The organism is Psychrobacter sp. 1Y4 (assembly GCF_051847555.1).
In genome coordinates, this window is sequence record NZ_JBPYDE010000003.1 from 276,630 (window position 1) to 302,742 (window position 26,113).

Here is a 26,113-nt window from a genome sequence, read left to right on the forward strand (position 1 = left end):
ACTCGTAATAAATACGCGATAACGCTCTATTATATTTTTATCGCGTTCTTATCCTCTTTTAGTTAGTAAGTTTCGAGCGACTATACTGCTCTGTTTTTATAAAGGATTAAACAAAATGACAAAAAAGATTACCAGCGATTTTAATCATGATGCCTACCCCCGCGATCTAAAAGGCTATGGTGCCAATCCGCCACAAGTAAACTGGCCAGGCGGTGCAAGAATAGCGGTGCAGTTCGTCCTAAATATCGAAGAGGGCGCAGAAAACAGTGTCATGCATGGCGATGGTCAGTCTGAGCGCTTTTTATCGGATGTTTTAGGGACACCAGAATTTAACAACCGTCACCAGTCTATCGAGTCTGCCTTTGAATACGGTAGCCGTGTGGGCGTTTGGCGAGTGTTAGATGTTTTTAAAGAATATGGTCTACCAATTACCACCTTTACTTGTGCTTCTGCTGCTGAAAAGACACCGCACATTATTGAGCGTGTTTTAGAAGACGGGCATGAGGTGGCAAGCCACGGACTACGCTGGATCACTTATCAATACATGTATCGTGAGACGGAGCGTGAACATGTACGCCGAGCAACTGAAATCTTTAATCGCATGCTCGGTGGTCAGCCACTAGGTTGGTACACTGGGCGTGATAGCCCTAATACACGTGAGCTGGTCGCTGAGCAAGGTGGCTATATCTACGACTCTGATTCCTACGCTGATGAACTACCTTACTGGCTCAATGTGAAGGTAGAAGAAGGCAGTCAGCTAACCCGCAAGCCGCATTTGGTTATTCCTTATACCCTTGAAACCAACGATATGCGTTTTGCGTCAAGTCCAGGATTTACCAATGCTGAACCCTTTTATCAGTATTTAAAAGACAGTTTTGATACCCTTTATGAAGAAGGTGCCAAAGAAGGCAAAAACGCACCAAAAATGCTAACCATTGGCTTGCATTGCCGTATTATTGGCCGTGCTGGCCGTATTACTGCGCTCAAACAATTTTTAAAATACATCACCAGCAAGCCTGATGTTTGGGTCTGCCGCCGCGATGAAATCGCCAAACATTGGTACGAAAATCATCCTGCCACAGATGACAATACTGCTAATTGGATGTAATCTATAATGAATGACATTGTTAATTGTCATAAAGGTGAACTTATGAAAACTACGATAATTGCTCAGCCTTTAACTAAAGCTGCATTTAAGCCATATGGCTCAGTGATTGAGCCTTATAGCGATGAAGAAAAAACCCCCGAAAATAGCTGGGATATCAATCGCGGTTATGCTTGTCGTCATGACTCCATCACAAAAGTTGCTCTTGACGGCGGAGAGGTTGGTCTTAGTATATTCCGTACTAAAAGACGTGATTGCCCTATTACTCTATCAGTTATGGAATATCATCCGTTTGGTACACAAGCTTTTTTTTCTATGAATTCAACAGACTATTTAGTCGTCGTGGCCAAACCAGGCGATCCACCTAAATCAGCTGATGATTTAGAAGTTTTTTATGCTTATTCGCATCAGGGCGTTCAATATGACGCTAACGTTTGGCATCATCCGCTACTTGCTCTAAACGCTGATTGTGACTTTTTAGTTATCGATCGCATTAATGGTGAGGGCAATAACTGCCATGAATTTGAGATTGATGATTGGGAAGTTTGCATTGATGTCGCTACTGAGCAAGCTAGGTCAAATAGAGCAAAGGCTAATACTGTTTAGAAGTTAGATGATTCATAATTTTACAGATATAACTCCTCTTTGCTCTATGAGTTTAAATACAAATTTATCGTGACACAAAACTGCTAAGGAACATCAATTATGTCAACAAAAAGTACTTATTACGCCCCTACAGGCGGCTTGCCTCCGCAAACGCAATTACTATCTGACCGCGCTATATTCACTGAAGCTTATGCCATCATTCCCAAACGTGTGCTCACTGATATTGTTATCAGCTACCTACCGTTTTGGCAAGGTATGCGCATGTGGGTGATTGCACGCCCACTGACAGGTTTTTCTGAAACTTTTTCACAATATATCGTCGAAGTTGAACCTAATGGCGGCTCAGAAAAACCTGAGCTAGATGCAAAGGCTGAAGGTGTCATATTCGTCGTCGAAGGTGAGATGGACATGACCATAGAAGGCGTATCACATCATCTTGAAGCGGGTGGATATGCATTTTTACCACCTGGTTGCAAATGGTCGTTGAAAAACAATGGCGACAAGCATGTTAAATTCCACTGGATACGTAAAGCTTATCAATTTGTAGAAGGTATTGATGTGCCTGAACCCTTTGTCACCAGCGATCACGAAGTCGAAGCGATTGAAATGCCAGGTACAGAAGGTGTATGGAAAACCACTAGATTTACAGAGCAATCAGACATGCGTCACGATATGCATGTAAACATTGTTACTTTCCAGCCAGGTGGTGTGATTCCATTTGATGAAACTCATGTGATGGAACATGGTTTATATGTACTAGAAGGTAAAGCGGTCTACCACTTAAACGCTGAGTGGGTAGAAGTTGAAGCGGGTGACTTTATGTGGCTGCGTGCGTTCTGCCCACAGTCTTGCTACGCTGGCGGTCCTGGACCGTTTAGATACTTACTCTATAAAGATGTGAACCGTCATATGCCGTTTATTCGTCCAGAACGATAGGTAACTTTGAGTAATAAGCGCTATAAATACATACTACTCCATAATAGAGCCAGCTAATAACCATTAGCTGGTTTTTTGTTTTTATAGCAAATTGAATCATAATAAAGTAGTTCTTTGATCAAGTACTGGTAAAACAATCAATAACTGTACTTGTTTTCCATGTACTATTGCACTAGAATACTGAAACAGTATATTATTCATCCTACTATCATAAAGATTAAATACCATGAGCATTGATCCCTATCACAGTTTATTAACTCATTTAGCAAATTGCAGTGACAGTACCGCTATTGACGTGTTATTTAGTGCGTTATTGACTGATAAAGAACAGCAAGAAATCGCCAATCGTATTCGTATTTTTGATCTATTAGCACACGGTATGACTCAGCGTGAGATATCTGAACAATTAGGCGTCGGTATTGCCACTGTCTCGCGTGGGGCCAAAGTGATGCAAAGTCATGATGTCAGTGCGCTACTAGCGACCCATAGACAAGATGCTTAATAAATAAGATCACACAACTTGAATCTATTTTTTGCCAATATTTATAAATCTCCTCGGACATTGTTATGAGCTCTTCTATATCCCAACATGATCATCCTGCTGCGATTGATATTCCCAGCAAACCACAACGCATCAAACTGACACAAGATATCGATTTTTTCGCGCTATTTAAACGTATTGAGCGTGCTTTTGAGACCTGTTATCTACTCGAGTCATTGGGCGAAGATGGTCATATGGCACGTCACCATGCCATCGGTTTTGATCCAGTTATGACTATCGCAGCCATTGACCGCACTACCCTGGCTATCACTGATAATAAAACAGCGAATACCAAACATTATCAGACTGGCAACCCTTACCAGTTGCTGCGAAAAATTACGCCGCAGCATGTCATTGCTCGTGACCAAAGCGGTGGGCTGGTCGGCTATTTAGGTTATGACAGTGTCAATTTTTTTGAGCCAAGTCTTAATGCTAAGCCCAGTGACGATTTTGAACCCTTTAAATTTGGCGTGTATTTAGATGGATTGACGCTAGACAAAATGACCGGGGAAATCTTCTATTTTTATTACCCGACTGCTCAGCAAGACAATCGTATTGAGCAAATCAAAGCCCTACTTGATGAGCCAGCGCCTAGCTATGAAGCGCCCAGAGTTGATTTTTTGGGCGATGGCATGAGTTCAGAAGAACATGCCAAGGTAGTGATGCAGGTCAAAGAAGACATTATCTCTGGTCGTATTTTTCAGTGCGAGGTCGGCTTTAAGTCAAAGTACCGTATCGTTGGTGACAAAATGCCGATTTATGAAAAGCTACGGGCGGTCAATCCGTCACCACATATGTATTTTATGAAATTTGCCGAGCAGTGCATCATTGGTGCCTCCCCTGAGCTGCTGTTTCGCTTACGTCAAGGTGAGATGGAGACCTACCCACTCGCAGGCACCGCTAAGCGTGGCGTCGATATAGTGGAGGACCGTAAGCTTGCTCGTGCCTTACTAAATGATGCTAAAGAGATTGCCGAGCACAATATGCTTGTTGACCTGCACCGTAATGATATCGGCCGCGTCGCGCGCTTTGGCACGGTAAAAGTACGCAGTCTAATGGACATCAAACGCTTCTCACATGTCCAGCACATTTCTTCTGAAATCGTTGGGATTTTGCACCCTAATGAAGATATGTTTAGCGCTCTAGCCAGCAACTTTCCCGCTGGCACCTTATCAGGGGCACCAAAAGTAGAGGCTATTAAGGTCATCAATGAGTTAGAGCCTGATGGTCGCGGTGCTTATGGCGGCGCGCTTGGTTCGTTTAATTTTAATGGCGATTGTATTTTTGCTATTCCTATTCGTAGTCTATTTATCAATGGTGAATCCGCTTACGCGCAAACTTGCGGCGGCAATGTCTACGACTCCAACCCTGCTGATGAATATCTTGAGATTCAGCGTAAGCTTTCTGCCATGAAAGTGGTGTTAGACAGCTTTATGACCGCCTAACTTTCCTATATCTCAGTAAAGAGCTTATGACTTATGAACGTTTTAATTATCGACAACTACGACTCCTTTACCTTTAACTTATATCAATATATCGGCGAGATTTTGCAAACCATGGATGATGATAAAGACGGCACTAACGCTGCAAACGTCATCGTTAAACGCAACAACGAGATTACTTTGCCTGACGTACAAGCGATGAATCTTGACCGTATTATCATCTCACCCGGCCCTGGCTCCCCCGATGATCCAGCCTATTTTGGCATCTGTGCAGAAGTAATTGAGACACTGGGTAAGACGGTGCCACTACTGGGTGTTTGCTTAGGCATGCAAGGTATCGCTCATGTATTTGGCGGAGATGTGGTTCAAGCTAGCGTACCGATGCATGGCAAAGTCTCAGCCATTCGCCATGATGACGCAGGTGTCTACCAAGGCTTGCCGCAAGAACTTGAAATCATGCGCTACCACTCACTTATGGTACGAGCAGATACTTTGCCTGAGTGTTTAAGCGTCACAGCTGTCATTGCAAATGATGCATACCATCATTTAAGCTTGGCTGAGTCAGCGCTTGCAGGAGATGAGATTATGGGATTGCAGCATAAAGAATACCCAATTCAGGGCATGCAGTTTCACCCTGAGTCCTTTGCCACCGAAGGCGCCAAACGGCTACTTACCAATTTTTTATTGCAAGTGTAGTTTGTTTTAAGTAAGTATAATTACGCGCTACTGGTATAGATACTCTTTACTTTCTGCCACTTCGCACTCGTCGCTGGTATCTATTTAATGATGACTTATCAACTTGTGTTAGCGCGTTAGTCACACTTTCATGATAGACTGAAAAGACGAACAAAAGGCAGCCTTTAATCAGGTTGTCTTTTATTATTTCAGCATGGTAATGAAGAAAAAGCTTGAAGAGGTTGTTTTTCGAGTTTGATAATACATAACAATAGAGAGCGATATGGCAAATACTGATAGCATAATGTCAGCGCGGCAATCGTGGATAGGCACCATCCAAATCATTACAGCCGCTGTCTGTTGGGGTACTTTGGGAATATTTTCTACCTACCTCAATCAAATCGGCTTTAGTGGCTGGCAGATTACTATCTTGCGCGTCGTGACTGCCGCTCTTCTTATTCTTGTTATGCTACCAAAACTATGGCCCTATTTAATCAAACTGCGTCCAAAGCAGTGGCTGGGACTGGCGCTGCAATCGTTGATTGGCGTACTGGGTATGTCGATCTGTTATTTCTTTGCCGTTATTTATGTCGGTGCTGGCCCTGCAGTCTCTCTGCTTTATACTGCACCTGTTTTTAGTCTGTTATTTTCGGCTTTTTTATTAAACGAGTCTATTACACGGCAGTCGGCATTACTGGCACTCATGGCGGTATTTGGTGTGGGATTAACGATGCTTGGTGATGAGGCGCAAATCAATTGGGGTATCGTGCTCGGACTGCTATCAGGTGTGTGTTATTCCCTATATGGCGTACTTGGCAAACGCGCTATGCACTACGCTCATCCCGCACCTTTAGTGTTTTTTACCTCTATCATCATCAGTGCAAGCGTATTGCTCTTATTGCCCGAGACCTATAGAACTTACGAGCAATTACTAAGCTTGCCACTACGTACCTGGGGCTACGCTTTAGGACTGTCTTTGATTGGGACAGTGGCGCCCTTTGCACTTTACATGAAAGCATTGGTAAAACTTCCCGCCACGCGAGCATCGGTGTTTACTATCTTTGAGCCATTGACTGCCATTGCGTTAGCAATACTACTACTACATCAATCATTGTCGTGGATACAGTATGTGGGCGTGGTACTCATTTTGCTGGCAGCTTTATTAAATGCTCTCTTAAACGGTACGACGACTCGTGTACCGCGTTGGCTAAAAAGACGACAAAAAGTGTAGTGATTAAAAGTTGTGAGCGCTTATAGTCGATAAAGAGCTAAACCCTTAGCCATGATATTATCGTTAAAGAGGTGTTACTTCTATTACTTCATCGTTTACTAGAAAAGAAGGTTTTGAGCCGTCAGAATTCAATAGATAATTGTGGCTGTTTTAGCGACACTACTGCTCTATACGCTGTAAGAACGCTTGTGTACGTGGGTGTGTTGATAGCTCAAACATCTGCTTGGCACTACCCTCTTCGACCACATAACCGTCTTCAATTAAAACCACATGATCTGCCACTTCACGAGCAAAGTTAATCTCGTGGGTCACCACGACCATCGTCCAGCCTTCAGATGCCAGCTGCTTCATGGTCTCAAGCACGTCTTGCACTAGCTCTGGATCAAGTGCAGACGTTGGCTCATCGAACAACAATAATGACGGCTCGATCGCCAGCGCCCGCGCGATACCGATACGCTGCTGCTGGCCACCAGACAGCTGAAAGGGATACAGGTCAGCTTTTTCAGATAAACCAACTTTCTTTAGCAATGCTAAAGCTTGCTCGCGAGCTTGCGCTTTACTCTGACCTTGTACGATAGTCGGTCCGAGCATCAAGTTTTCAATCGCCGTCTTATGCGGAAACAAATTATAAGACTGAAACACCATACCAGATTTGCGTTGTAGCGCCAGTAGTGCTTTTTTCTTAGGGTTAGTAGCAAAATCAATCGTCAAACTGTCATCATCAAAAGCAATGACACCTTGATCAGGAATCTCTAGCGCATTTAAGCAGCGTAAAAAAGTTGTTTTACCTGACCCTGATGGCCCAAGTATCACCACTACCTTACCTTTTTCGATGGTCAAGTCGATGCCTTTGAGCACTTGATTATGACCAAAGGCTTTGTGAATATTGGTGACTTGAATCATAAAGGTTCCTGTTGTGCTAATAATACTAAAACTGCTGGTGAATGAGTCAATGAACTACTTAGCCACGTAACGATCAAGCCTAGTTTCAAGCTTACCTTGAATAAAGGTCAAGAACAGACAAATACCCCAATATATAAATGCCGCTTCGGTATAGACCAGCATAAACTCGTAGTTACGTGCGGTGATAATCTGGGCTTCTTTAAACAACTCGGTAACCAGTACCAGTGAGGCCAATGAGGTGTCTTTGACCAAACTGATAAAAGTATTGGATAACGGTGGTACCGATACCCGTAGTGCTTGCGGCAAGATCACATGGCGAAAGGTCTGCAAATACGTCAAGCCAACGGTTGACCCTGCTTCCCATTGGCCTTTAGGAATCGATAAAATCGCTGCACGCACGGTCTCCGATGCATAGGCTCCAATATTCAATGAAAAGGCGATAATCGCTGAGGGAAACGGATCAAGCTTGAGGCCAACGCTTGGCAAACCATAAAAGATAATAAATAGTTGTACCAGCATCGGTGTACCGCGAATAGCAGACACATAGATGCGAGCCAGTCTATAGATAATCTTATGAAACCAGCCTGTCCGCGGCACAATACGAATGAGCGCAACTGTCAGCGCAATCATCATACCAATAGCAAATGATATCAATGCCAGCGGTATCGAATAATAAATACCGCCTTTTAGCATCGGCCAAAAAGAATCAATAACGATTTGCGCCCGATCAGGACTCATAAACGGCAACAATGCCAATAAATCAGCCAACATCGACGTTATAGACGCTAGCATTATTTTTGTTGACTTATATCAGCACCAAAGAACTCTTCGCTAAGCTCAGTCAACGTGCCATCTGCTTGCAACTCACCCATCGCTTCATTCAGCTTTTCTACGACAGCATCATCACCTTTTAGCAGTATTAAACCTGAACCACGCTGCTCACTAGCAGGAGCCTCCAATTTAATCTCTAGGCCGCTGTCTGGGAATTTTTTTAGGTAGTCTAGTACAGCAAGTTGGTCATTCATTGTGAAATCAGCACGGTCCTGCTTCACCAGCTGGATTGCTTGCGCCATTCCATCAACAGGAACGATTTCTGCTTCATAGCGCTCTGCCATTTCACCATAGTTACTGCTCAATGATTGCGCGCTACGCAGACCCTTCAATGCTTCCCATGAGCTATAACGATTGTCATCGGTTGCTGCTAAGACGACAGCACCTGACCAGCTATAAGGTTGAGCGAGGTCGTATTTCGCTTGGCGCTCAGGCGTCGTCAAGCTTACTTGGTTGGCGACTATATCAAAACGCTCAGAATCAAGGCCTGCCAGCATGGCATCCCACTGGGTTTCTTTAAACTCAACGTCAACGCCTAGCTTGTCAGCGACTGCACGAGTCACTTCGACATCATAACCAGTTAGCTGTCCGCTTTCATCGTGATAAGTGAACGGTGGGTAAGTACCTTCTGTACCGACATTGATCGTGCCGCCGTTATTGATACGTTGTAGCAAATCGGAGCCTTCGGTTGCAGCATTATCGGTCGCACTGGTTTCCGCTTCATTGGTAGGTGACTGACCACAAGCGGCAAGCAGTACGGTACTGGCAGCAAGGGCTAAAAGATTACGACGTTTCATAAGGCGTCCTTATAAGGTAAGAAAATAATGTAATGAGCGGACCAAGTTAAACAAACCATCGATGTTGCCGCAAAATATAACTCACTCTTGGCAATATCCTACTCTGGCTGCCCGATTTGAGGGTATTATTTGTGTCTTTCAATACCATTTTATAGTATTTTTTTGGAATAAGCTTTTTGTATTAAAACGTGATTCAATAGAACCAAGCGTTAATGGTTGATAATCGTCTGCTATTTATAACTTATCTTATTACAACTTGGCAAGAATGACCGTACGAAAACAGTGACCTTACGTAAGAAGGTTAAAGTTTGCCGGAGAATTGATAACGATCCCCTGCATGCCACATCTTTACAAAGGTCAGCACCCGTCCTGCCGAATAAGTCTGACGGCGCAGTACTAACGTTGGTGACTGCGGTGCAATTTGTAGCGCATCAGCGATCTTATCAGGTGCTGCTAAGGCGCGAATGGTATAGTTACCGCGCTCAAGCGGGCTTTTGGCAATCAGATAATCGCTGGTGTTCACCATGCTAAAGTCTTGCTCAATGAATTCTGGTACTTTTGTCGCATCAACCCAGCGCTCTTCGAACTGTATCGGCTGACCATCCGCAAAGTGAATGATTTTTACTTCATATAAAACAGCTGCCTCAGTGCTATCAGTATTGCTATCAATGCTATATGAGTCAACGTTCTTTGCATTAGTGGCCTTAGAGTTAGAGGGCACGACTGCTTCATCAATACCAAATTTACGGCGCATTTCATCATCTAACATGCTCGCGGTAATAGCGCGTTTGCTCACCACTTGTGCCTGATAGTCACGATTGGCTGATTTTAAGTCTTGAGCAATATTACGCACTTCTACAAAGGTATGATTGAACTGCTGCTGTGCAACAAACGTCCCTGACCCTTGCCTGCGTTCTAACACCCGCTCCTCACTTAGTTCTTTTAAGGCGCGGTTTACTGTCATTCGCGATACGCCAAACTCTTCCGCCAACGCCATTTCGGTGGAGATAGCTTCGCCCGCCTGCCACTTTCCAGAATGGATATTATCCAATATTGCGTTTTTAATCCGCTGATATGCTGGAACTGTTTTTGTCATGTCACGCTTCACCTTTGTCATGCTCGTCTTTAACCGCCGACTGCAACTATACAGGTATGCAGCTATAAAAGTGCTGACATAATATCATGACCATTATCATAATCACCATGAGAACAGCCTATCTAACAAAGCAACTTCATAAATAATTTAACTATTTATAAAAAAATGCTTGCATGAAAAAATAATCTTTGATAATTTGTATATACAACTTATTCATTATACCAAATAATGCTACTACCAAAATGTCACCAGCAAACTGTATAGATAATCACAAGGATATGATCATGACTACCGACAATGAAATAAGCAACAACGGCACCAGCAACAATAATGAATTTACGCGTCGTGATGAGAGTCGCAACATTGCTGCACCGACTGGCAGTACATTAAATTGCAAAAGCTGGCTGACCGAAGCGCCTTATCGCATGATTCAAAACAACCTACATCCTGATGTGGCCGAAAACCCAAAAAGCTTGGTTGTGTATGGCGGTATCGGACGTGCAGCCCGTAACTGGGAAAGCTATGATCAAATCTTAGCGTCACTCAAAGAACTAGAAGACGATGAGACCTTATTAGTGCAATCTGGCAAACCGGTCGGCGTCTTTCAAACTCATGAAAATGCACCGCGCGTATTGATTGCCAACTCCAACCTTGTCCCGCGCTGGGCAACGTGGGAGCATTTCAATGAGCTAGATCGCAAAGACCTATTTATGTACGGTCAGATGACCGCCGGTAGCTGGATATATATCGGCACTCAAGGCATCGTCCAAGGCACTTACGAGACCTTTGTCGAAGCAGGTCGTCAGCATTATGATGGCGACTGGAGCGGACGCTGGATTTTGACCGCAGGTCTTGGTGGTATGGGCGGCGCACAGCCATTAGCGGCGACCTTTGCCGGCGCGACTTCTCTAAACATCGAGTGCCAGCAGTCTAGTATTGATTTCCGTTTGCGTACTGGTTATGTCGATAAGCAAGCTGACAATCTTGACCATGCTTATGAGCTGATTAAGCAACATACGGATGCAGGTGAAGCTGTCTCAATCGCCCTACTTGGTAATGCTGCAGACATCTTGCCTGAGATGGTCAAGCGTGCCAATGCAGGCGAGATAAAACCTGACTTGGTTACTGATCAAACCTCAGCGCATGACTTGATTAATGGCTATCTACCAAGTGGCTGGACAGTTGAAGAATGGAAAACAGCACAAGAAAATCCGGACCAACATGCCGCATTAACCAAAGATGCCGCCGCGTCTTGTGCAGTACACGTACAGGCCATGCTAGATCTACAAGAAATGGATATCCCAACGACCGATTATGGTAATAACATTCGTCAAGTTGCCTTTGATGAAGGGGTAAAAAATGCCTTTAACTTCCCAGGTTTTGTCCCTGCTTATATTCGTCCGCTGTTTTGCCAAGGTAAAGGGCCATTCCGCTGGGTCGCATTATCAGGCGATCCAGAAGATATCTATAAAACCGATCAAAAAATTAAAGAGCTGTTCCCTGAAAATACCCATATTCATCGCTGGCTAGACATGGCAAAAGAGCGCATTCAATTTCAAGGCTTGCCAGCGCGTATCTGCTGGTTAGGTCTTGGTGAACGTGATAAAGCAGGCTTGGCATTTAACGAGATGGTGAAGAATGGCGAGTTAAAAGGCCCTATCGTTATCGGCCGTGACCATTTAGATACTGGTTCTGTTGCCAGCCCAAACCGCGAAACAGAAAGCATGAAAGATGGCTCAGACGCTGTCTCTGACTGGGCATTATTAAATGGCATGCTCAATGTTGCAGGCGGCGCCACTTGGGTGTCATTGCATCATGGCGGCGGCGTGGGTATGGGTTACTCGCAGCACTCAGGCATGGTCATCGTCGCTGATGGCACAGATGCCGCTGCCAAGCGCTTAGCAAGAGTACTGGTCAATGATTGCGGCTCAGGGGTGATGCGTCATGCGGATGCAGGCTATGAGCTGGCGATTAAAACAGCGAAAGACTATGGCTTAAATCTACCGATGATTAAATAGCTTGCCCTTGTCCTTATATGCTCAAATGATATAAGGACATCATCAACACTTTATCAAGGACGATAATATGTCTGAACGTGATATTTTGCCCCCAGGCAGCTCCGTGCCTAGAACCCCTCTAGACAGTCCAGCACCTGCTAGCCCGCCGCTTGAAAAGCTGCTGTCCAAACCTGTCGCGCTAATACAGCTAATCGTATTTAGTGCTATTGGTCTGGTGATGTTCTTTGTGCCCTTCACTATTGGTGAAAAGAGCACGATTTTATTTGATCATGGGGCAACTTATCTAGTCACTCAGCAGCACACCCTTGCTGTGTTTTTGCTATTTCTACTGATGATTTATGGCGTTGGCAAGCCCATTTATGATGGTTCATGGCGTAAAAATATCACCAATATGGTATTAACCGCCTTTAAGATTATCGGGCTAGTACTCGCCATCATGTATATCACTGATATGGCGCCTGCTATCATCATGGAAAAGGACATGTTGCCGTTTTTGTTTGAAAAACTGGCATTACCAGTCGGTATGATTGTCCCTATTGGCGCATTAATCCTCGCTTTTTTGCTCGGTTTTGGCTTGCTGGAGATGTTTGGGGTACTCATGCAGCCTATTATGAAGCCGATTTGGAAAACGCCCGGCTCATCAGCGATTGATGCGGTTGCGTCCTTTGTTGGCAGTTACTCTATTGGGCTACTTATTACCAATCGGGTCTTTCTGCAAAAGCAATATTCGGTCCGTGAAGCCGTCGTTATTGCTACTGGGTTTTCTACGGTATCGGCGGCCTTTATGGTCATCGTTGCTAAGACCTTAAGCTTAATGGCGTTTTGGAATCTGTTCTTTTGGTCGACCCTGATTATTACCTTTATTGTCACTGCCATTACTGCCCGTATTCCGCCTATCCGGGGTTTTGATGATAGTGCCAGCCGTCCAGATTTGGACAACCAACAAGGCAATCGCTTAGCAGCAGCTTATCATTTAGGACTAGCTACCTCACGCCGTGCGACTGACCTCAAACAAATTATGTGGTCGAACTTTCGCGATGGGGTGACGATGGCGGCAGCGATTGTGCCTTCTATCATCGCAGTAGGGTTGACAGGCCTTTTACTAGCCAAATATACGCCCGTCTTTGATGCATTAGGTTTGCTCTTGTATCCATTCACTTGGGTAACCGGTATGCCCGAGCCACTAGTTGCTGCTAAAGGCATGTCAGCGGGATTGGCTGAGATGTTCTTGCCTGCCCTATTGCTAACGGAAGCTGAGGTCTTAACCCGCTATGTGGCAGGCGTCGTTTCGATTAGTAGCGTACTGTTCTTTTCAGCGATGATTCCTTGTGTATTGGCAACTGAGATTCCGCTGTCAGTACCTAAGATGGTCATTATCTGGTTTGAGCGCGTGGTGCTTAGCATTCTAATCGCTGCGCCTTTCGGACATCTAGCGATATATTTAGGCTGGATCAGTTAGACCAACTAAAACTAGCCGAATTGGCTAAATAAATTTAGAAAGCATAGCTTTTAACGGTTTATAAACAACAACGCATAAACTAAAATGTATAGACAAAAAAATACAATTAATATAGCTCATAAAATTAGGATAACTCGCATGACTGATATCAAAAAACTAACCCTACACCCGCGCCAATTAAGCTTTGAGATGTTGCGCGATATTTATGAGCGACCTGTCATATTGACGTTACCTGACAGTGCTTATGAAGCGATAGATGCCTCACACGAAGATGTACGTACCATCATTGCGCGTGATAAGAGCGCTTATGGCATCAATACCGGTTTTGGCCTGTTAGCAAAAACCCGCATCAGTGATGATCAGCTTGAGCTACTCCAGCGTAACCTTATCGTTTCTCACTCGGTGGGCACTGGTGAGGCGCTACCAGACAACGTGGTCAGGCTAATTATGGTGATGAAAGTTGCCAGTTTAGCGCAAGGCGTCTCTGGCGTCCGCCGCGCTGTGGTCGATAGCTTACTTGGCTTAATTAATAATCAAATTACACCAAACATTCCTGCCAAAGGTTCAGTTGGCGCCTCTGGTGACTTAGCACCTTTATCGCATATGACGCTGGCGATGATGGGCGAAGGCGACGTCTATGTTGGCGGCAAAAAAGTACCTGCTGCTGATGCGTTAGCGCAGCATGGTCTTGAGCCCATTACCCTTGCGGCAAAGGAAGGTCTTGCCCTGATTAACGGCACCCAAGTATCCACCGCACTGGCATTGCGCGGTTATTTCTTAGCGCGAGATTTACTTGAGACAGCAACCATCGTCGGCTCCATGTCCATTGATGCCGCCAAAGGCTCGGATGCCCCATTTGACGCACGTATTCATGAAGTGCGTGGTCATCATGGTCAAATTGAAATTGCCAAAGCGCATCGTCAGCTGATTAAAGGCAGCGCTATCCGCGCATCGCATGATGGCGAACAGGACGATAGAGTACAAGACCCTTATTGCTTACGCTGCCAGCCACAAGTCATGGGTGCTTGCCTTGATATCATCAACCAAGCAGGAAAAACCTTATTAATTGAATCGAATGCGGTAACCGATAACCCACTTATCTTTAACAATGAAGATGGTCCAGTTGCTATCTCAGGTGGTAACTTCCATGCCGAGCCAGTTGCTTTTGCCGCAGACATTTTAGCCTTAGCGATTGCTGAGATTGGTTCTATGTCTGAGCGCCGTGTGGCTTTATTGATTGATGCAACCTTATCAGGCGGCTTACCACCATTCTTAGTTGATAATGCTGGGGTAAACTCAGGCTTTATGATTGCACACGTGACCGCAGCGGCGCTAGCCTCAGAGAACAAGTCTATCGCCCATCCTGGCAGTGTCGATAGCATTCCAACCTCTGCCAACCAAGAAGACCATGTATCGATGGCCACTTATAGCGCACGCCGTCTATACGAGATGGCGCAAAATACCGCCACCATTGTCGGCATTGAGCTATTGGCTGCTGGTCAAGGTATCGACTTCCATCGTGGACTAGATACTTCAGAGCCGTTACAGACAGCGCATCAGAAACTACGCGAGCAAGTCACTTTTTATGATAAAGATCGCTACCTAGCCCCTGATATTGAAGCGGCAAAGCAAATAGTATTAGATGGTACGCTCACCGAATATTGGCAGTCACTGCGTAGTGATTGGTATGAGTCTAAATAGCAAAATTTTATATATAAAACCCACTCTCAACCATCTAGCTTTATTGGCGTAAGCCATACTAAATTGAGAGTCAGGTTTTATATTATGAAAGGAGGTCAACAATGACAATAGCCGTAAGCCATACTGCAGCTGATATGAGTCGGTGGACAGGACGTGCAGAGCCGTTTGAGTCTGCGCGCGCCCGCTACTGGTATCAAATAGCCCAGCCTTATGCCTTTCATAGCACCAGTCAGCAAAACGGTCAGCGCATTGGACTGGTTGGGTTCGCTTGTGACCAAGGTGTCAGACGTAATCAAGGACGCGTAGGTGCACGAGCTGCGCCGCCTTTGATTCGTCAAGCTTTTGCGGCGCTACCAGTCATCGCTGAGTTACAACAACGCTTTGATGGTCAATTGCCAACCCTACTGGGTGATGCGGGTGATATCCATTGTCATGATAATGATGATTTTGCCGAGCGTACTCTGGAGCAAGCTCAAGTAAAGTATGCCGATAAAATTAGTCATATTATCCAGCAAGGCGGGCTACCTATCGGGCTTGGTGGTGGTCATGCCATCGCTTATGGCAGCTTTTTAGGATTATGGCAGGCACTGTCATCAGAAACCGATAAGTCTATTGATGACGTTAGCAATGTCGAAAATGATGTCAAAAATAATGTCGAAAGCCATGTTAAAAGCCATGCGAGCACAATGCCTAGCATCGGGGTGATTAATTTTGATGCGCATCTAGATATTCGTCAGTCTGATGTCGCGACGTCTGGTACGCCCTTTCGCCAGATTGCCGAGCACCTTGATGAACAGAGTCAGCCATTTCACTATTGCTGTATCGGCGTCAGCCGGTTTTCCAACACAGCCGCGCTCTTCGACCGTGCTGAGCAGTTAGGCGTACACATTATCAGTGACGAAGATTGCACCAATAAGAAATGGAAAAAAATTGCGGCTCAAATAGAAGAATTTATCAACGACGTTGATGTGGTCTATTTAACCATTGATATGGATTGCTTGCCATCGAGCGTCGTTCCTGGTGTCAGTGCGCCCGCCGCCTATGGTATTGAGCTGAGCTTCGTTGAGCGCGCGGTCAAACGTATTATGGCATCAAACAAAGTAAAAATGGCTGACATTGCCGAGATTAACCCGACCTTTGATGTTGATGGACGCAGCTGTAAAGTCGCGGCTCGCCTCTTAGCAACTATTATCGAGCAGCATTTACTTTTAGTATAAATAAATCGATACAGAATAAAAGTGTTATGAATATTTATACAAGTGACTGGGATGAATTTTGCGAAGCCTTTGTCTCGCTTGCGCACAACAAGCGAGTAAAGTTTGTACCAGTCACGCTATAACATTTTTAAAATAAACCAACCATACAAGGCTACTGAAGTAAATTTTGCACATCCTCTGTCAGCAGCACCACAGCAAGAAGCGTTTTTACCAACGACACAATGTCTATTTTAAAGTGAACGGACTATGGATGGCTGCACTAAATCTATACTAATAAGTAGGAGCACATCATGACTAATACAATAAATTCTACAGACCAAACGCCTATAAACGACTCCGCCCTAATATCATTTGACTACATCATTATCAATGCCAATCTCGCCACCTTTTCAGAGCAATACGGGTTTGATATTTATAGCGAAAACCAAGAAAAAAGCACCTCTTATGGTCAATTAGAAAGTGCCGCTATCGGTATCAAAGACGGCAAAATTGCATGGGTTGGTACGCATGAGCAAATAAAACCGCACCTTACCCATTATAAAAACGATCAAATCAAAGATGTTGATGGCAACTGGGTAACGCCTGGACTCATCGACTGTCATACTCATATCGTTTATGGTGGCAACCGCAGCAATGAGTTCGAAGCGCGATTGCAAGGTGCCAGTTATCAAGATATCGCGGCACAAGGTGGCGGCATTGTCTCAACTGTTAGCGCCACCCGCGCAGCGAATGAGGAAGAATTGTTTGCGCAAAGTGAAAAACGTCTACTCGCGCTCATCAAAGAAGGCGTGACCAGTGTCGAAATCAAATCTGGCTATGGACTGGACTTAGACACTGAACGCAAAATGCTGAAAGTCGCCCGCGCGCTCGGTGACAAACACAATATTCATGTCAGCACCACTTATTTGGCCGCCCATGCCCTACCGCCTGAGTACAAAGACAATGCCGATGACTATATAGAGCAAGTTTGCCAGTGGTTACCAATCTTGCATAGCGATGGTTTGGTCGATGCGGTCGATGGCTTCTGTGAAAACATCGCCTTTACTGCTGAGCAGATTAAGCGCGTCTTTGAAGTCGCTCGTTCATTAGACTTACCAGTGAAGTTGCATTCCGAGCAGCTCTCAAACATAGGTGCTAGTGCTTTGGTAGCAGAATACCAAGGATTATCAAGCGACCATCTTGAGCACTTAGCAGAAGAAGATATTAAAAAAATGGCCGCAAGCAACACGGTAGCCGTGCTATTGCCGGGTGCTTTTTATACGCTACGTGATACTAAGTTGCCACCGATTGAAGAATTGCGTAAACACCAAGTTCCAATTGCCGTTTCAACAGATTGCAACCCCGGTACTTCCCCATTAACATCGCTGTTATTGGCGATGAACATGGGCTGTACCCTATTTTATCTCACTACTGAAGAAGTGTTGGCAGGGGCAACTGTTCATGCGGCACAAGCGTTAGGTCTCGCCAAAAAAGGTAAAATAGAAGTAGGCTGTGATGCTGATTTGGCATTATGGGACATCGCCCGCCCCGCTGACCTTGCGTATCAAATAGGATTGAACCCTATTGCAGGTATCATGGTACAAGGCAAATGGCGCGAGACAGTATAGCGAAATTATATAGACACTTAGCATAACTAAAGAAAGCCCCAACCATTGAATGATTGGGGCTTTCTTATTGTCTATCGATAGAAGTTAACCAAAATTTAATACAGTAGATAAACTTTAAAAGTGTTATAACTCGACTGCCGTCATATCTGGCGTAGCGTCTATATCATCAATTGAATTTTCAAACACTGTACCCGTCTCTGCGTCTATGTTTAATTCAAATATTTGATTGTCTTTTAACACCTTAACTTCATAATAAGTTGGATGGTCCATCTCATCATCGTCACTCTCAAATTCAATCTCTAGAGTATGACCGTTGGTTTGTTTTTCAGCAATATCAATGGCATCCGTCATGTTTATCTTGGCTTGTTGCTGAACCTTATAATCGTCGATATCCTCTTTATCAAGTTGCTCGGTTTCAGACGTTACAATCTTACCCGTCGTGGCATCGACTTTTATCTCGTAGCTTGTCGTATCAGTACTGAACTCTAATTCGTAGACACTATTACCATTTTGGGCATCGCTATCATTATCGTCCAGCTCTGCGCTGACCAAAGAACCAGCAGCTTCTTTACTTGCTGTAGCAACGGCCTGTTTCAAACTGACTTTAGTTGCTTGAGCCATACTTACTTCATCAGAATGGTTTGCCGCAATAACAGCAGTACTTAATGCCCCTGTCGTCAATGCCAAAGTCAGGCAAGCACCCAATGTCGTTAGTTTAAAACTCTTAAATGTCTTTTTCATAAATTCATCCTTCTAATTATGATTTAGCTGCTCTTATGGTACGGATATATAAAAAAGACTCTAAGGTAAAAAGGTTGCAAAATGTAGCATCTATGTATTACAAAACATTGTCTAATACTCGGTTTTTTACTATATTTATCATAACCTTAGGTGATGTTATTTTAATAGACATACGTTATAATGTTTCTCCGTTTTTTATAATGTTAATTCTTCTTTCTATTTAGGTCATTTAAGCTTCTATGCTACATACGTCCCAGCCAACAGACTCATTGTACGACAACATTTATCACTCTATAGGTGACTTTGATTTCAATATTGCTACCGATGAAAATATGATATCGGCTTTGGCTTTTGCAAGCTTACCGCTTATGATTCAAGAGTCATTATTACAAAGTGAGCGGATCATATTGATAGCTAACAATCCGTCGATAGATACAGCGAGCTTAGAAGCACTATTACAGCCTACTGATATGCTGGTGTTATTCAATGACTTTATTCATGCAGACTTCTTTGTCCATCATCCGCTAGCTAAAGATTTACCAAAGCTACTGTTTTTTAGACAAATCGGTGACAGTAAGCTACATTTTGGCCTGCCGCCGCGTAGTAATAACTTAACAGCGATGCTAGATATGGCAAAGCAAGCGCCACTTGGTATTTTGTTTGGCAACACTGACTATAAGTTCCCATTGCCATCTGATGACCCAAGTCCTCATGATGACCCCATAACGGCTGACCGAGTGTTAGAGATTTCAGAGGCGCTTGATAAACTATTACGCAGTGATGAGTATTGCCGCGTATTGTCAGAACAACATGAAGTAGTAGCAGACTATCCTATCTTTGCTGATATTCATTCATCTGCGCCAACTTCAGGGTTTTTATTATATCGGTTACTTTTATCTGCACGCCTGCATATTCAGCAAAAACAGAAAGCTAAGACGCTGCTATCAATAGTGATGTTAGGTTTTAATAATGATGATAAAACCGCGCATTTTTGGGAAGGTCATAACTGGGCGTTTGAAAGACAAGAACTTGCCACACCGCCTAAAGATGTCGAAATTATTCGTCAATACTAATAGAACACTACTAATAAGATTAAACACTTATAGTTGATTCAGTTTAAAACTGATGTAGCGAGACTGGGATAAATTTCTTGCAGCTTCTGTCTACGCAGGCACAGCACGCAAAAGCAATTTGTACCAGTCTAGCGTATCAATGCCGTATATCTATTTTATTTAGTATCGACTCTATATCTACACATAAGGCGCATCTGGACAATGCGCGGCATTAATCTCCGCTTTACTGGGTTGCCGATTAATAGCAATCGGCACTGTCTGCGCCTCCTGCCAATCAATCAATTGCCGCTGCGCAAACTCTACAAGCCAGCCTGCCATCGGCCAATGTTGCCATTTTTCATAAAAACGGTTGGCATTGATAACGATACTATCTAAATGATTAAGCGGCGGTCTATAGACACTATGCTGTTGATGGTAAGTCACATCGTCAGCTAAGTAAAAATCGATATTTAACACGCGTGCCATAAAAGCAAAATCCGTATCTTCAGCGCCATAGCCAACATAATCGGTATCGAAGCCGCCTACCCGCTCAAATTGACTGTGCATAATAGCAAAACAAAGACTCCAAAATGCGCCATAATCTTGCGTCTGTTTAATAGATTGACCCTGATGCTGTAAATCAAAGTTATCGCGATAAGGGTTAAATACGGACAGCTCATCTAAAAAGTTGACTGCCAATTTACCTTGTTGTAGCTGATTACCCTCATCATCCGTCAAAGGACGTGTCAGATAACGTGGCTGTCCCATCAGTAGCGCATCAGGATACGTTTGCAATTTATCATATAACCCTTCGATAAAGTCATAGGCGACGATACAATCCACATCCAAGAAAATCATGGCCTCATGTGTGGCACGCGCAGCGCCAAGATTACGATTATGACCAATATCAAACGAGGTGCTACTTGCCAGTCCCTTCTCAGTCGCTGTAGTCGTTGCTATCTTAATAATATTTAAATCGTAGTCTGCCAGACGTTCAGCCTCAGCATCGTCATTAACGATAATAACCTCGCTTGGTTTGACGCTACCCTGCGCCAGGCTACCAAGTAGATTGTAGAGATGCCGATTGCGTCCGTAACAGGTCGTTATTACACTCACGGGAATGGTGTTGTGTGCAGCGTTTGCTACTTGGGGTATGGTAGTCATAAATATCTTCTTTACTTTTATTATTATAAGTTTCTTTGTTACTTCTTATTTCTCAGGTTTTAAGTCCAACTGCGGCAATAGCCATTCTGCAAACCAAGCGTTCACAGAAATATAGTCAGCGATGCTATTCATAAAGTTTTGCGCCGCCATAGTGGGGTTTTTGACCAAAGCAGTCTGCTCATTGCTAATGGTTTTATCGCTCATTGATAAAAAAGACGTTCCATTCTGACTGTCTATATAGGAAGTTTGAGCCATAAACTGTGCCCAACTTAAAGCACGCCCTTGCTCAATTAAGGCTTCTGCCATCACTTCTTGCTCACGATGTGGACGCACATCAGGCAGCACCACAAGCGGCGTTGGGTAATCATAGACTTGCGCGATACCATTGAGACCACAGGCCATCAACAGCAAATTACTATAGGCGATAAATGGCGTCACATCATCCACATGGGCGGCGATATCAACACAATGTCTTACTTCTTCATTAATAGGGCCAAGAGAGACAATTATAGTGTCTGGTAACAGTTGGCGCAGCTCTGGCAGCTTGGCATCAATAGCTTCATGACCACCATAACCTTTAATCACAGTGGCTATATGAGTTTTAACACTGGTTTTTGGATTAGTTTTTGGATTATTTTCAGCATTAGCTTTATCATGATCATAGATTGCTTTATCAGCACTTGAGTGCGAGCATAGCTGTTGTTTAGTAGCGTCATTTTCGCTGAGCGTCATGAGCTTATCTATAAACTCGCTAAAGCTGGGCAGACTTTGAGCTTTGTTTGGCAAAAAATCAAGATATAGTGTTTTTTGGCGTACCCAGTCTGGCGTTGCTGCCGCTTCAAGCATCTTTGGATAAGGAGCTAATAATCCAAGCGCGCCAGCAAAGGCGTTTAAATGCGGTATGTCATCGCGCTCGCCTGCCAGCCTCACATACAAATAAGGTACGCTAACGGTACGGCACAGCATAGCGACTTCGACACTGACATCGACAATCATCAAATCAATCCGGCGCTGATAAATAGCATCAAGCAGCTGCCAACTGCGCTTTTGAATATTTTCATTACCCACTGGCGAATAGTGCAAACTGTTTGGCTGCCAGTATTTTCCAGCGCGCCCTGGTAGTACATCATCTGGCAGCTCATCCTCAGCACTCAAACGTACGATTTGCTCATCAGTTATCGTACTGAAGTGATAAGCGTCATTAGGCAAACTTGTAAACACCGTCACTTTCTGACGCAACTCTGATGGTAGCAAGGCGGCCAGTTTATCTGCTTGGCGGCAGTGCCCCGAGCCATGGTGATGAGCATAATAGCCGATACGCATTATAAAAAGTTCCTAACAGGTTAAGGCAGTCACTGATATAGTTAATCCTAAATAAAAAGAATACAGCTATGCCAGCGTGCTACTGGTATAAATTTTGCGCAGCCTCTGGGTACGCAGCACGCAAGGAAAATTTATACCAGTAGCGCTATGTTTTTTTATAGTGGATCGACTATAGTAACTAGAGAATAAAAAGAACTAGACAAACGCCTCTTGAATGCTGTCGCTATCATCGACCGTTACTGCTTGCTCATATAAGCGCAGATAACCATCGACCATCGCAGCGACTGAACAAAACTGCTCAGCGCGAACGCGACATGCCTTGCGTGATATGTGTTTGATACCATCAAAGGCTTGAATAAAGGCATCTTTATCCATTTTGGGTACGATGACGCCTGTCTTTGGCGTGACAATCTCAGCACTTGCACCAACATCAAAACCAATCACGGGTGTACCACAAGCTAAGCTCTCAGCTAGTGTCAAGCCATAAGGCTCATCCCACGTACTGGTAAATAGCATGGCTGTGACTTGACTTAAGCGCTCATTGATTTGATCTTTACTCAGATGACCGACGTAATCGAATAAAGACTCATCGTTTTTGTCTTCTTCTAGTAGCGGTGCTACATATTCCTCAAAGTATTCCTCATTGCTTTTAGGTCCCGCAATAATAAGACGCTTACCTGCCGCTTTACAGTACTCCATTGCCAAATGCGTGCCTTTCTCAACACAAATGCGCCCGTACCAAAAATATACTTCGTCATCAATTGGGTTTGTATTGGCATTAAATGACTGCACATCGATACCATTATAGACTACATGCGACGGTACAAATTCATCAAACAGCTGCTGCTGATGACCACTAATCGCCGTAAACTGGGTTTGCGTCCCTAAGCGTAACGTCAATAATGCCAAACGCAGCTGCGGAAAAATCGGTGTATGAAAGGTGGTAAAGAAGCGTGCACCAAACGTTTGACCCATTGTCATCGGTATATGGTGCAAGCTGTGGTTATGTACCACATCGATCATACCTTGTTCATCACGGCTAATAATATCGCGCATGGCTTGCTGATAAACCAAATACTGATATAGCTCTTCGCGGCTCATCCCTAACGAATCATGTTCGTTGGGATAAACCGTGTTATCAAACTCATCACGAGTCATAAATGGCACCAATGTCGCCCTCGTTTGACTATCGGTATGGGCATAAAGCAATACCTCATGACCTTGAGCCACCAACTCATCACAGATCAGTTGAGTAATCATCTCAAGACCGCCTGCATAAGGCTGTGCAATAGGATATAAAGAATGCGCAATAACCGCAATACGTAGTACGGAAGCGTACTTTGCTTTTGCATTACTATCATCAGTAATATTTGTTATATCGACAGTAGGGCTAGATAGCATAACGAGTCCAACATAAGTTAAGGGGATATAAATCGACTATAGCAGCAGACAAAACCATAACCATCAAAATTGACAATGTCTAATGGCTAGATGTGAATAAGCTGGCGCTAAAAATTTACAGTATTATCATCTTCAAACGATTTTTTTTCGTTAAGACGGACTATGCGCGAATGAGACAGGTTTTTAGCGAAGGTATTCTTAACCGTTACAGCTTTATTAGTTACTGAGCGCTTCTCATAACCATAATTGACCAGCATGACTTTGGCCGCCCATATCTTTAAAATACAAACCACTATCGCACAGCCAAATAATAGCGGTGAGTACAGCAATGAAAGTGGCGACACAATGATAGCTGTGGTTATATTTAGCATTAGTAGCACTTTAGGCATTGCCATCAGGTTAGCCGCATAAACGGACATGCGTGTACGTACGAGCGCTTGCTTAGGTGTACAGATAAAAGGCTTTTTTTGACCCCAAAGCACAGGCCACCATGACAAAGCACCAAGCTCCCAGAAATTCAGATGTAACGCCCAAGCTCGAAGTCGACTGCCTAAGCTTGGTGCCACGCCATCGTCAGTTTGCTGATTCAGCGGAGCATTATCTTGCATATATGCCCATAAGCGCCTACCCAAAAATACTGCATAGCTTGCGTACACTGCATATAGAGGCGTAAGCAGAGCATGAATGTTGACACTGGTGCTGAACAGTAGCGCACCTGTAATGATAAGTAGCGTCAACAACTGCAAGACAATAAATATCCCTGTAAAGTTCACCCATGCGCTCAGTTGTGATACATGTGCACCCATATAGGCTAGGCGCTCACTAAGTTTCTTACTTGTAGATGAGCTTGGTGTAGATGAATTTGATACCGTAGAAAAGTAAGTGTTTAGCACCTGCATATTACCGTAGATCCAACGACGACGCTGACTCATTAAATCATGTAAGGTAGTCGGTAACAGACCTGTGGCAATGACTTCAGGTATAAACCGAGTACGCAAACCGCGACCATGCATCAGCACTCCCATCTGTGCATCTTCGGTAATCGACGCACCTGACCAGCCGCCCATCGCTAGCAGCGCACGACGACGAATAACGGCATAAGTACCTGTCGATAGTGCACGCTGACGGTTAAATGAACGATACAAATGATGGTTGAAATAATGGTTTAATTCGCTATGGACATCTTCTTTTCCCGCATCACGATAAAACTGTGGAAACTGCAATAGCGCATGGTCTGGGTAACGCTCAATGGCCTTTGCAATAGATACACGCGCCTGCGGTAATGCTTGATAGTCACTATCGACTACAACCACATGACTACATTCAGGGTCCATAAGACCCAGTGCTAGGTTAAGCGCACCTGCTTTAAAGCCTGCCACCGCATTGATATGATAAAAATGCACATTGTGATGCGCATCGAGACTGGCACAAAACTGTGCCAAAGGCTCATATAAAGACGTTTGGGTATTGTTGTTATCGACAATTAAGATCTCATCGTCGTCCGCTTTGATTGCCAATAACGACTTAATAGTATCAATAACCATGTTCGCCGGCTCAGCACGAGTCATTAGCTGAAAGCTCAAACGTACTAGAGCATCCGTACTGCTCTGTTTGTTATTATTTAATGCGCCTTTATATATTCGATTATTTTTCTTATTTAAGACGGTCTCTTTATAATTATTATCTCTAAAAACATTACTGTGCTCTTCTCTTGCCTGTTTATTGATCGGTGTTTCAAAGCTATCTGTCTCAAAGCTATCTAATTTATAACCAGTTGAACGATCAATTTTTGATATATTATTCTTAGTTAAATCTAAACCAGTCGCATTTTCTTCTACGTCCCTTATACCAGTATGGCGATTGGCAGCTATTTTTTTCATACCAGCTCTCCTTCTTATATCTTTTGCTATAGCATTCTTCTTTATAGCACTCTGTCTGATGACCTCCTCACTTACAGATAACGGCGTTCTTGTAGCATAGTTTGTATTGTTAATGCTCATGTCTTGTTCCTGTGTTCACCCATCAACTTAAAAAAGATTAAGACAAAAATAGAAACGTTTCGGTCTCTATTGTTGTGGTAATGCATTTACGAGTTAGAGGGTCAACGCCTGTATATATATGTACTTAATTGACACTCAGCTTTTACTGATATATAAATTTTTCTGAGCAATATTTGTAGTTATTCTTACTATTTACTTGTATGAAGTTTTATAATAGTTGAAATAAATAGTAGAGTTTACGTATGAAATGTACATAACAACCTAGTA

At 43.9% G+C, this 26,113-nt stretch carries 22 protein-coding genes; 13 read left to right on the forward strand and 9 right to left on the reverse strand.

The window, feature by feature from the left end:
* The first annotated feature begins 115 nt into the window (after nucleotides 1–115).
* The 7 genes from puuE to ACS8FC_RS04020 all read left to right on the forward strand — a co-directional run bounded on the left by puuE (nucleotide 116) and on the right by ACS8FC_RS04020 (nucleotide 6,536).
* On the forward strand, nucleotides 116–1,108 hold the full coding sequence (gene puuE, locus ACS8FC_RS03990; RefSeq protein WP_439261686.1) for an allantoinase PuuE: 993 nt from the start codon (nucleotides 116–118) through the stop codon (nucleotides 1,106–1,108).
* A 42-nt stretch (nucleotides 1,109–1,150) separates the two neighbouring features.
* Nucleotides 1,151–1,711: an ureidoglycolate lyase gene (locus ACS8FC_RS03995; RefSeq protein ID WP_439261687.1), complete on the forward strand. Its 561-nt coding sequence runs from the start codon at nucleotides 1,151–1,153 to the stop codon at nucleotides 1,709–1,711.
* A gap of 99 nt (nucleotides 1,712–1,810) precedes the next feature.
* Nucleotides 1,811–2,647 carry a bifunctional allantoicase/(S)-ureidoglycine aminohydrolase gene (locus tag ACS8FC_RS04000; protein ID WP_299217194.1) on the forward strand — a complete coding sequence of 279 codons (837 nt, stop codon included), beginning with the start codon at nucleotides 1,811–1,813 and terminating at the stop codon, nucleotides 2,645–2,647.
* A gap of 226 nt (nucleotides 2,648–2,873) precedes the next feature.
* Complete coding sequence (locus ACS8FC_RS04005; protein ID WP_439261688.1) at nucleotides 2,874–3,149, forward strand: Trp family transcriptional regulator; 276 nt, start codon at nucleotides 2,874–2,876, stop codon at nucleotides 3,147–3,149.
* 65 nt (nucleotides 3,150–3,214) lie between these two features.
* On the forward strand, nucleotides 3,215–4,633 hold the full coding sequence (locus ACS8FC_RS04010) for an anthranilate synthase component I family protein (RefSeq protein ID WP_439261689.1): 1,419 nt from the start codon (nucleotides 3,215–3,217) through the stop codon (nucleotides 4,631–4,633).
* 33 nt (nucleotides 4,634–4,666) lie between these two features.
* Nucleotides 4,667–5,326 (forward strand): anthranilate synthase component II, encoded by a 660-nt coding sequence (locus ACS8FC_RS04015; RefSeq protein WP_439261690.1) that lies wholly within the window; start codon nucleotides 4,667–4,669, stop codon nucleotides 5,324–5,326.
* A 262-nt stretch (nucleotides 5,327–5,588) separates the two neighbouring features.
* Nucleotides 5,589–6,536: a DMT family transporter gene (locus ACS8FC_RS04020; RefSeq protein ID WP_439261691.1), complete on the forward strand. Its 948-nt coding sequence runs from the start codon at nucleotides 5,589–5,591 to the stop codon at nucleotides 6,534–6,536.
* 159 nt (nucleotides 6,537–6,695) lie between these two features.
* Here the strand turns inward: ACS8FC_RS04020 and ACS8FC_RS04025 are convergent, their stop codons facing one another.
* The 4 genes from ACS8FC_RS04025 to ACS8FC_RS04040 all read right to left on the reverse strand — a co-directional run bounded on the left by ACS8FC_RS04025 (nucleotide 6,696) and on the right by ACS8FC_RS04040 (nucleotide 10,163).
* A complete protein-coding gene (locus ACS8FC_RS04025) occupies nucleotides 6,696–7,439 on the reverse strand; it encodes an amino acid ABC transporter ATP-binding protein (protein ID WP_299217208.1) in 744 nt (247 codons plus the stop codon).
* Nucleotides 7,440–7,493: 54 nt separating this feature from the next.
* Complete coding sequence (locus ACS8FC_RS04030) at nucleotides 7,494–8,231, reverse strand: amino acid ABC transporter permease (RefSeq protein ID WP_439261692.1); 738 nt, start codon at nucleotides 8,229–8,231, stop codon at nucleotides 7,494–7,496.
* On the reverse strand, nucleotides 8,231–9,067 hold the full coding sequence (locus ACS8FC_RS04035; protein WP_439261693.1) for an amino acid ABC transporter substrate-binding protein: 837 nt from the start codon (nucleotides 9,065–9,067) through the stop codon (nucleotides 8,231–8,233). Before ACS8FC_RS04035 ends, ACS8FC_RS04030 begins: the two co-directional genes overlap by 1 nt.
* A gap of 301 nt (nucleotides 9,068–9,368) precedes the next feature.
* Nucleotides 9,369–10,163: a UTRA domain-containing protein gene (locus ACS8FC_RS04040; RefSeq protein WP_439295925.1), complete on the reverse strand. Its 795-nt coding sequence runs from the start codon at nucleotides 10,161–10,163 to the stop codon at nucleotides 9,369–9,371.
* 284 nt (nucleotides 10,164–10,447) lie between these two features.
* Here ACS8FC_RS04040 and hutU point away from each other — a divergent pair, with 284 nt between their 5' ends.
* The 5 genes from hutU to hutI all read left to right on the forward strand — a co-directional run bounded on the left by hutU (nucleotide 10,448) and on the right by hutI (nucleotide 18,165).
* The gene (gene hutU / locus ACS8FC_RS04045) at nucleotides 10,448–12,181 is read left to right on the forward strand and encodes a urocanate hydratase (protein WP_439295926.1); all 1,734 of its coding nucleotides are present in this window, start codon (nucleotides 10,448–10,450) and stop codon (nucleotides 12,179–12,181) included.
* 67 nt (nucleotides 12,182–12,248) lie between these two features.
* The gene (locus ACS8FC_RS04050) at nucleotides 12,249–13,640 is read left to right on the forward strand and encodes a YjiH family protein (RefSeq protein ID WP_439295927.1); all 1,392 of its coding nucleotides are present in this window, start codon (nucleotides 12,249–12,251) and stop codon (nucleotides 13,638–13,640) included.
* A gap of 138 nt (nucleotides 13,641–13,778) precedes the next feature.
* Nucleotides 13,779–15,341 carry a histidine ammonia-lyase gene (hutH, locus tag ACS8FC_RS04055; RefSeq protein ID WP_439295928.1) on the forward strand — a complete coding sequence of 521 codons (1,563 nt, stop codon included), beginning with the start codon at nucleotides 13,779–13,781 and terminating at the stop codon, nucleotides 15,339–15,341.
* 101 nt (nucleotides 15,342–15,442) lie between these two features.
* On the forward strand, nucleotides 15,443–16,558 hold the full coding sequence (locus ACS8FC_RS04060) for a formimidoylglutamase (RefSeq protein WP_439295929.1): 1,116 nt from the start codon (nucleotides 15,443–15,445) through the stop codon (nucleotides 16,556–16,558).
* 290 nt (nucleotides 16,559–16,848) lie between these two features.
* On the forward strand, nucleotides 16,849–18,165 hold the full coding sequence (gene hutI / locus ACS8FC_RS04065; RefSeq protein ID WP_439295930.1) for an imidazolonepropionase: 1,317 nt from the start codon (nucleotides 16,849–16,851) through the stop codon (nucleotides 18,163–18,165).
* Between the two features lie 123 nt (nucleotides 18,166–18,288).
* Here hutI and ACS8FC_RS04070 read toward each other — a convergent pair whose 3' ends face one another.
* On the reverse strand, nucleotides 18,289–18,906 hold the full coding sequence (locus ACS8FC_RS04070; RefSeq protein ID WP_439295931.1) for a PepSY domain-containing protein: 618 nt from the start codon (nucleotides 18,904–18,906) through the stop codon (nucleotides 18,289–18,291).
* Between the two features lie 239 nt (nucleotides 18,907–19,145).
* Between ACS8FC_RS04070 and ACS8FC_RS04075 the strand changes: the two genes are divergently transcribed.
* Nucleotides 19,146–19,979 (forward strand): hypothetical protein, encoded by an 834-nt coding sequence (locus ACS8FC_RS04075; protein ID WP_439261700.1) that lies wholly within the window; start codon nucleotides 19,146–19,148, stop codon nucleotides 19,977–19,979.
* A gap of 177 nt (nucleotides 19,980–20,156) precedes the next feature.
* Here the strand turns inward: ACS8FC_RS04075 and ACS8FC_RS04080 are convergent, their stop codons facing one another.
* The 4 genes from ACS8FC_RS04080 to ACS8FC_RS04095 all read right to left on the reverse strand — a co-directional run bounded on the left by ACS8FC_RS04080 (nucleotide 20,157) and on the right by ACS8FC_RS04095 (nucleotide 25,726).
* Nucleotides 20,157–21,122, reverse strand: a complete 966-nt coding sequence (locus tag ACS8FC_RS04080) for a glycosyltransferase family 2 protein (protein WP_439295932.1) — start codon at nucleotides 21,120–21,122, stop codon at nucleotides 20,157–20,159.
* A 45-nt stretch (nucleotides 21,123–21,167) separates the two neighbouring features.
* Nucleotides 21,168–22,445, reverse strand: a complete 1,278-nt coding sequence (locus ACS8FC_RS04085) for a hypothetical protein (RefSeq protein ID WP_439295933.1) — start codon at nucleotides 22,443–22,445, stop codon at nucleotides 21,168–21,170.
* Nucleotides 22,446–22,640: 195 nt separating this feature from the next.
* On the reverse strand, nucleotides 22,641–23,846 hold the full coding sequence (locus ACS8FC_RS04090; protein WP_439295934.1) for a glycosyltransferase: 1,206 nt from the start codon (nucleotides 23,844–23,846) through the stop codon (nucleotides 22,641–22,643).
* A gap of 107 nt (nucleotides 23,847–23,953) precedes the next feature.
* On the reverse strand, nucleotides 23,954–25,726 hold the full coding sequence (locus ACS8FC_RS04095) for a glycosyltransferase family 2 protein (RefSeq protein ID WP_439295935.1): 1,773 nt from the start codon (nucleotides 25,724–25,726) through the stop codon (nucleotides 23,954–23,956).
* Nucleotides 25,727–26,113: the final 387 nt, after the last annotated feature.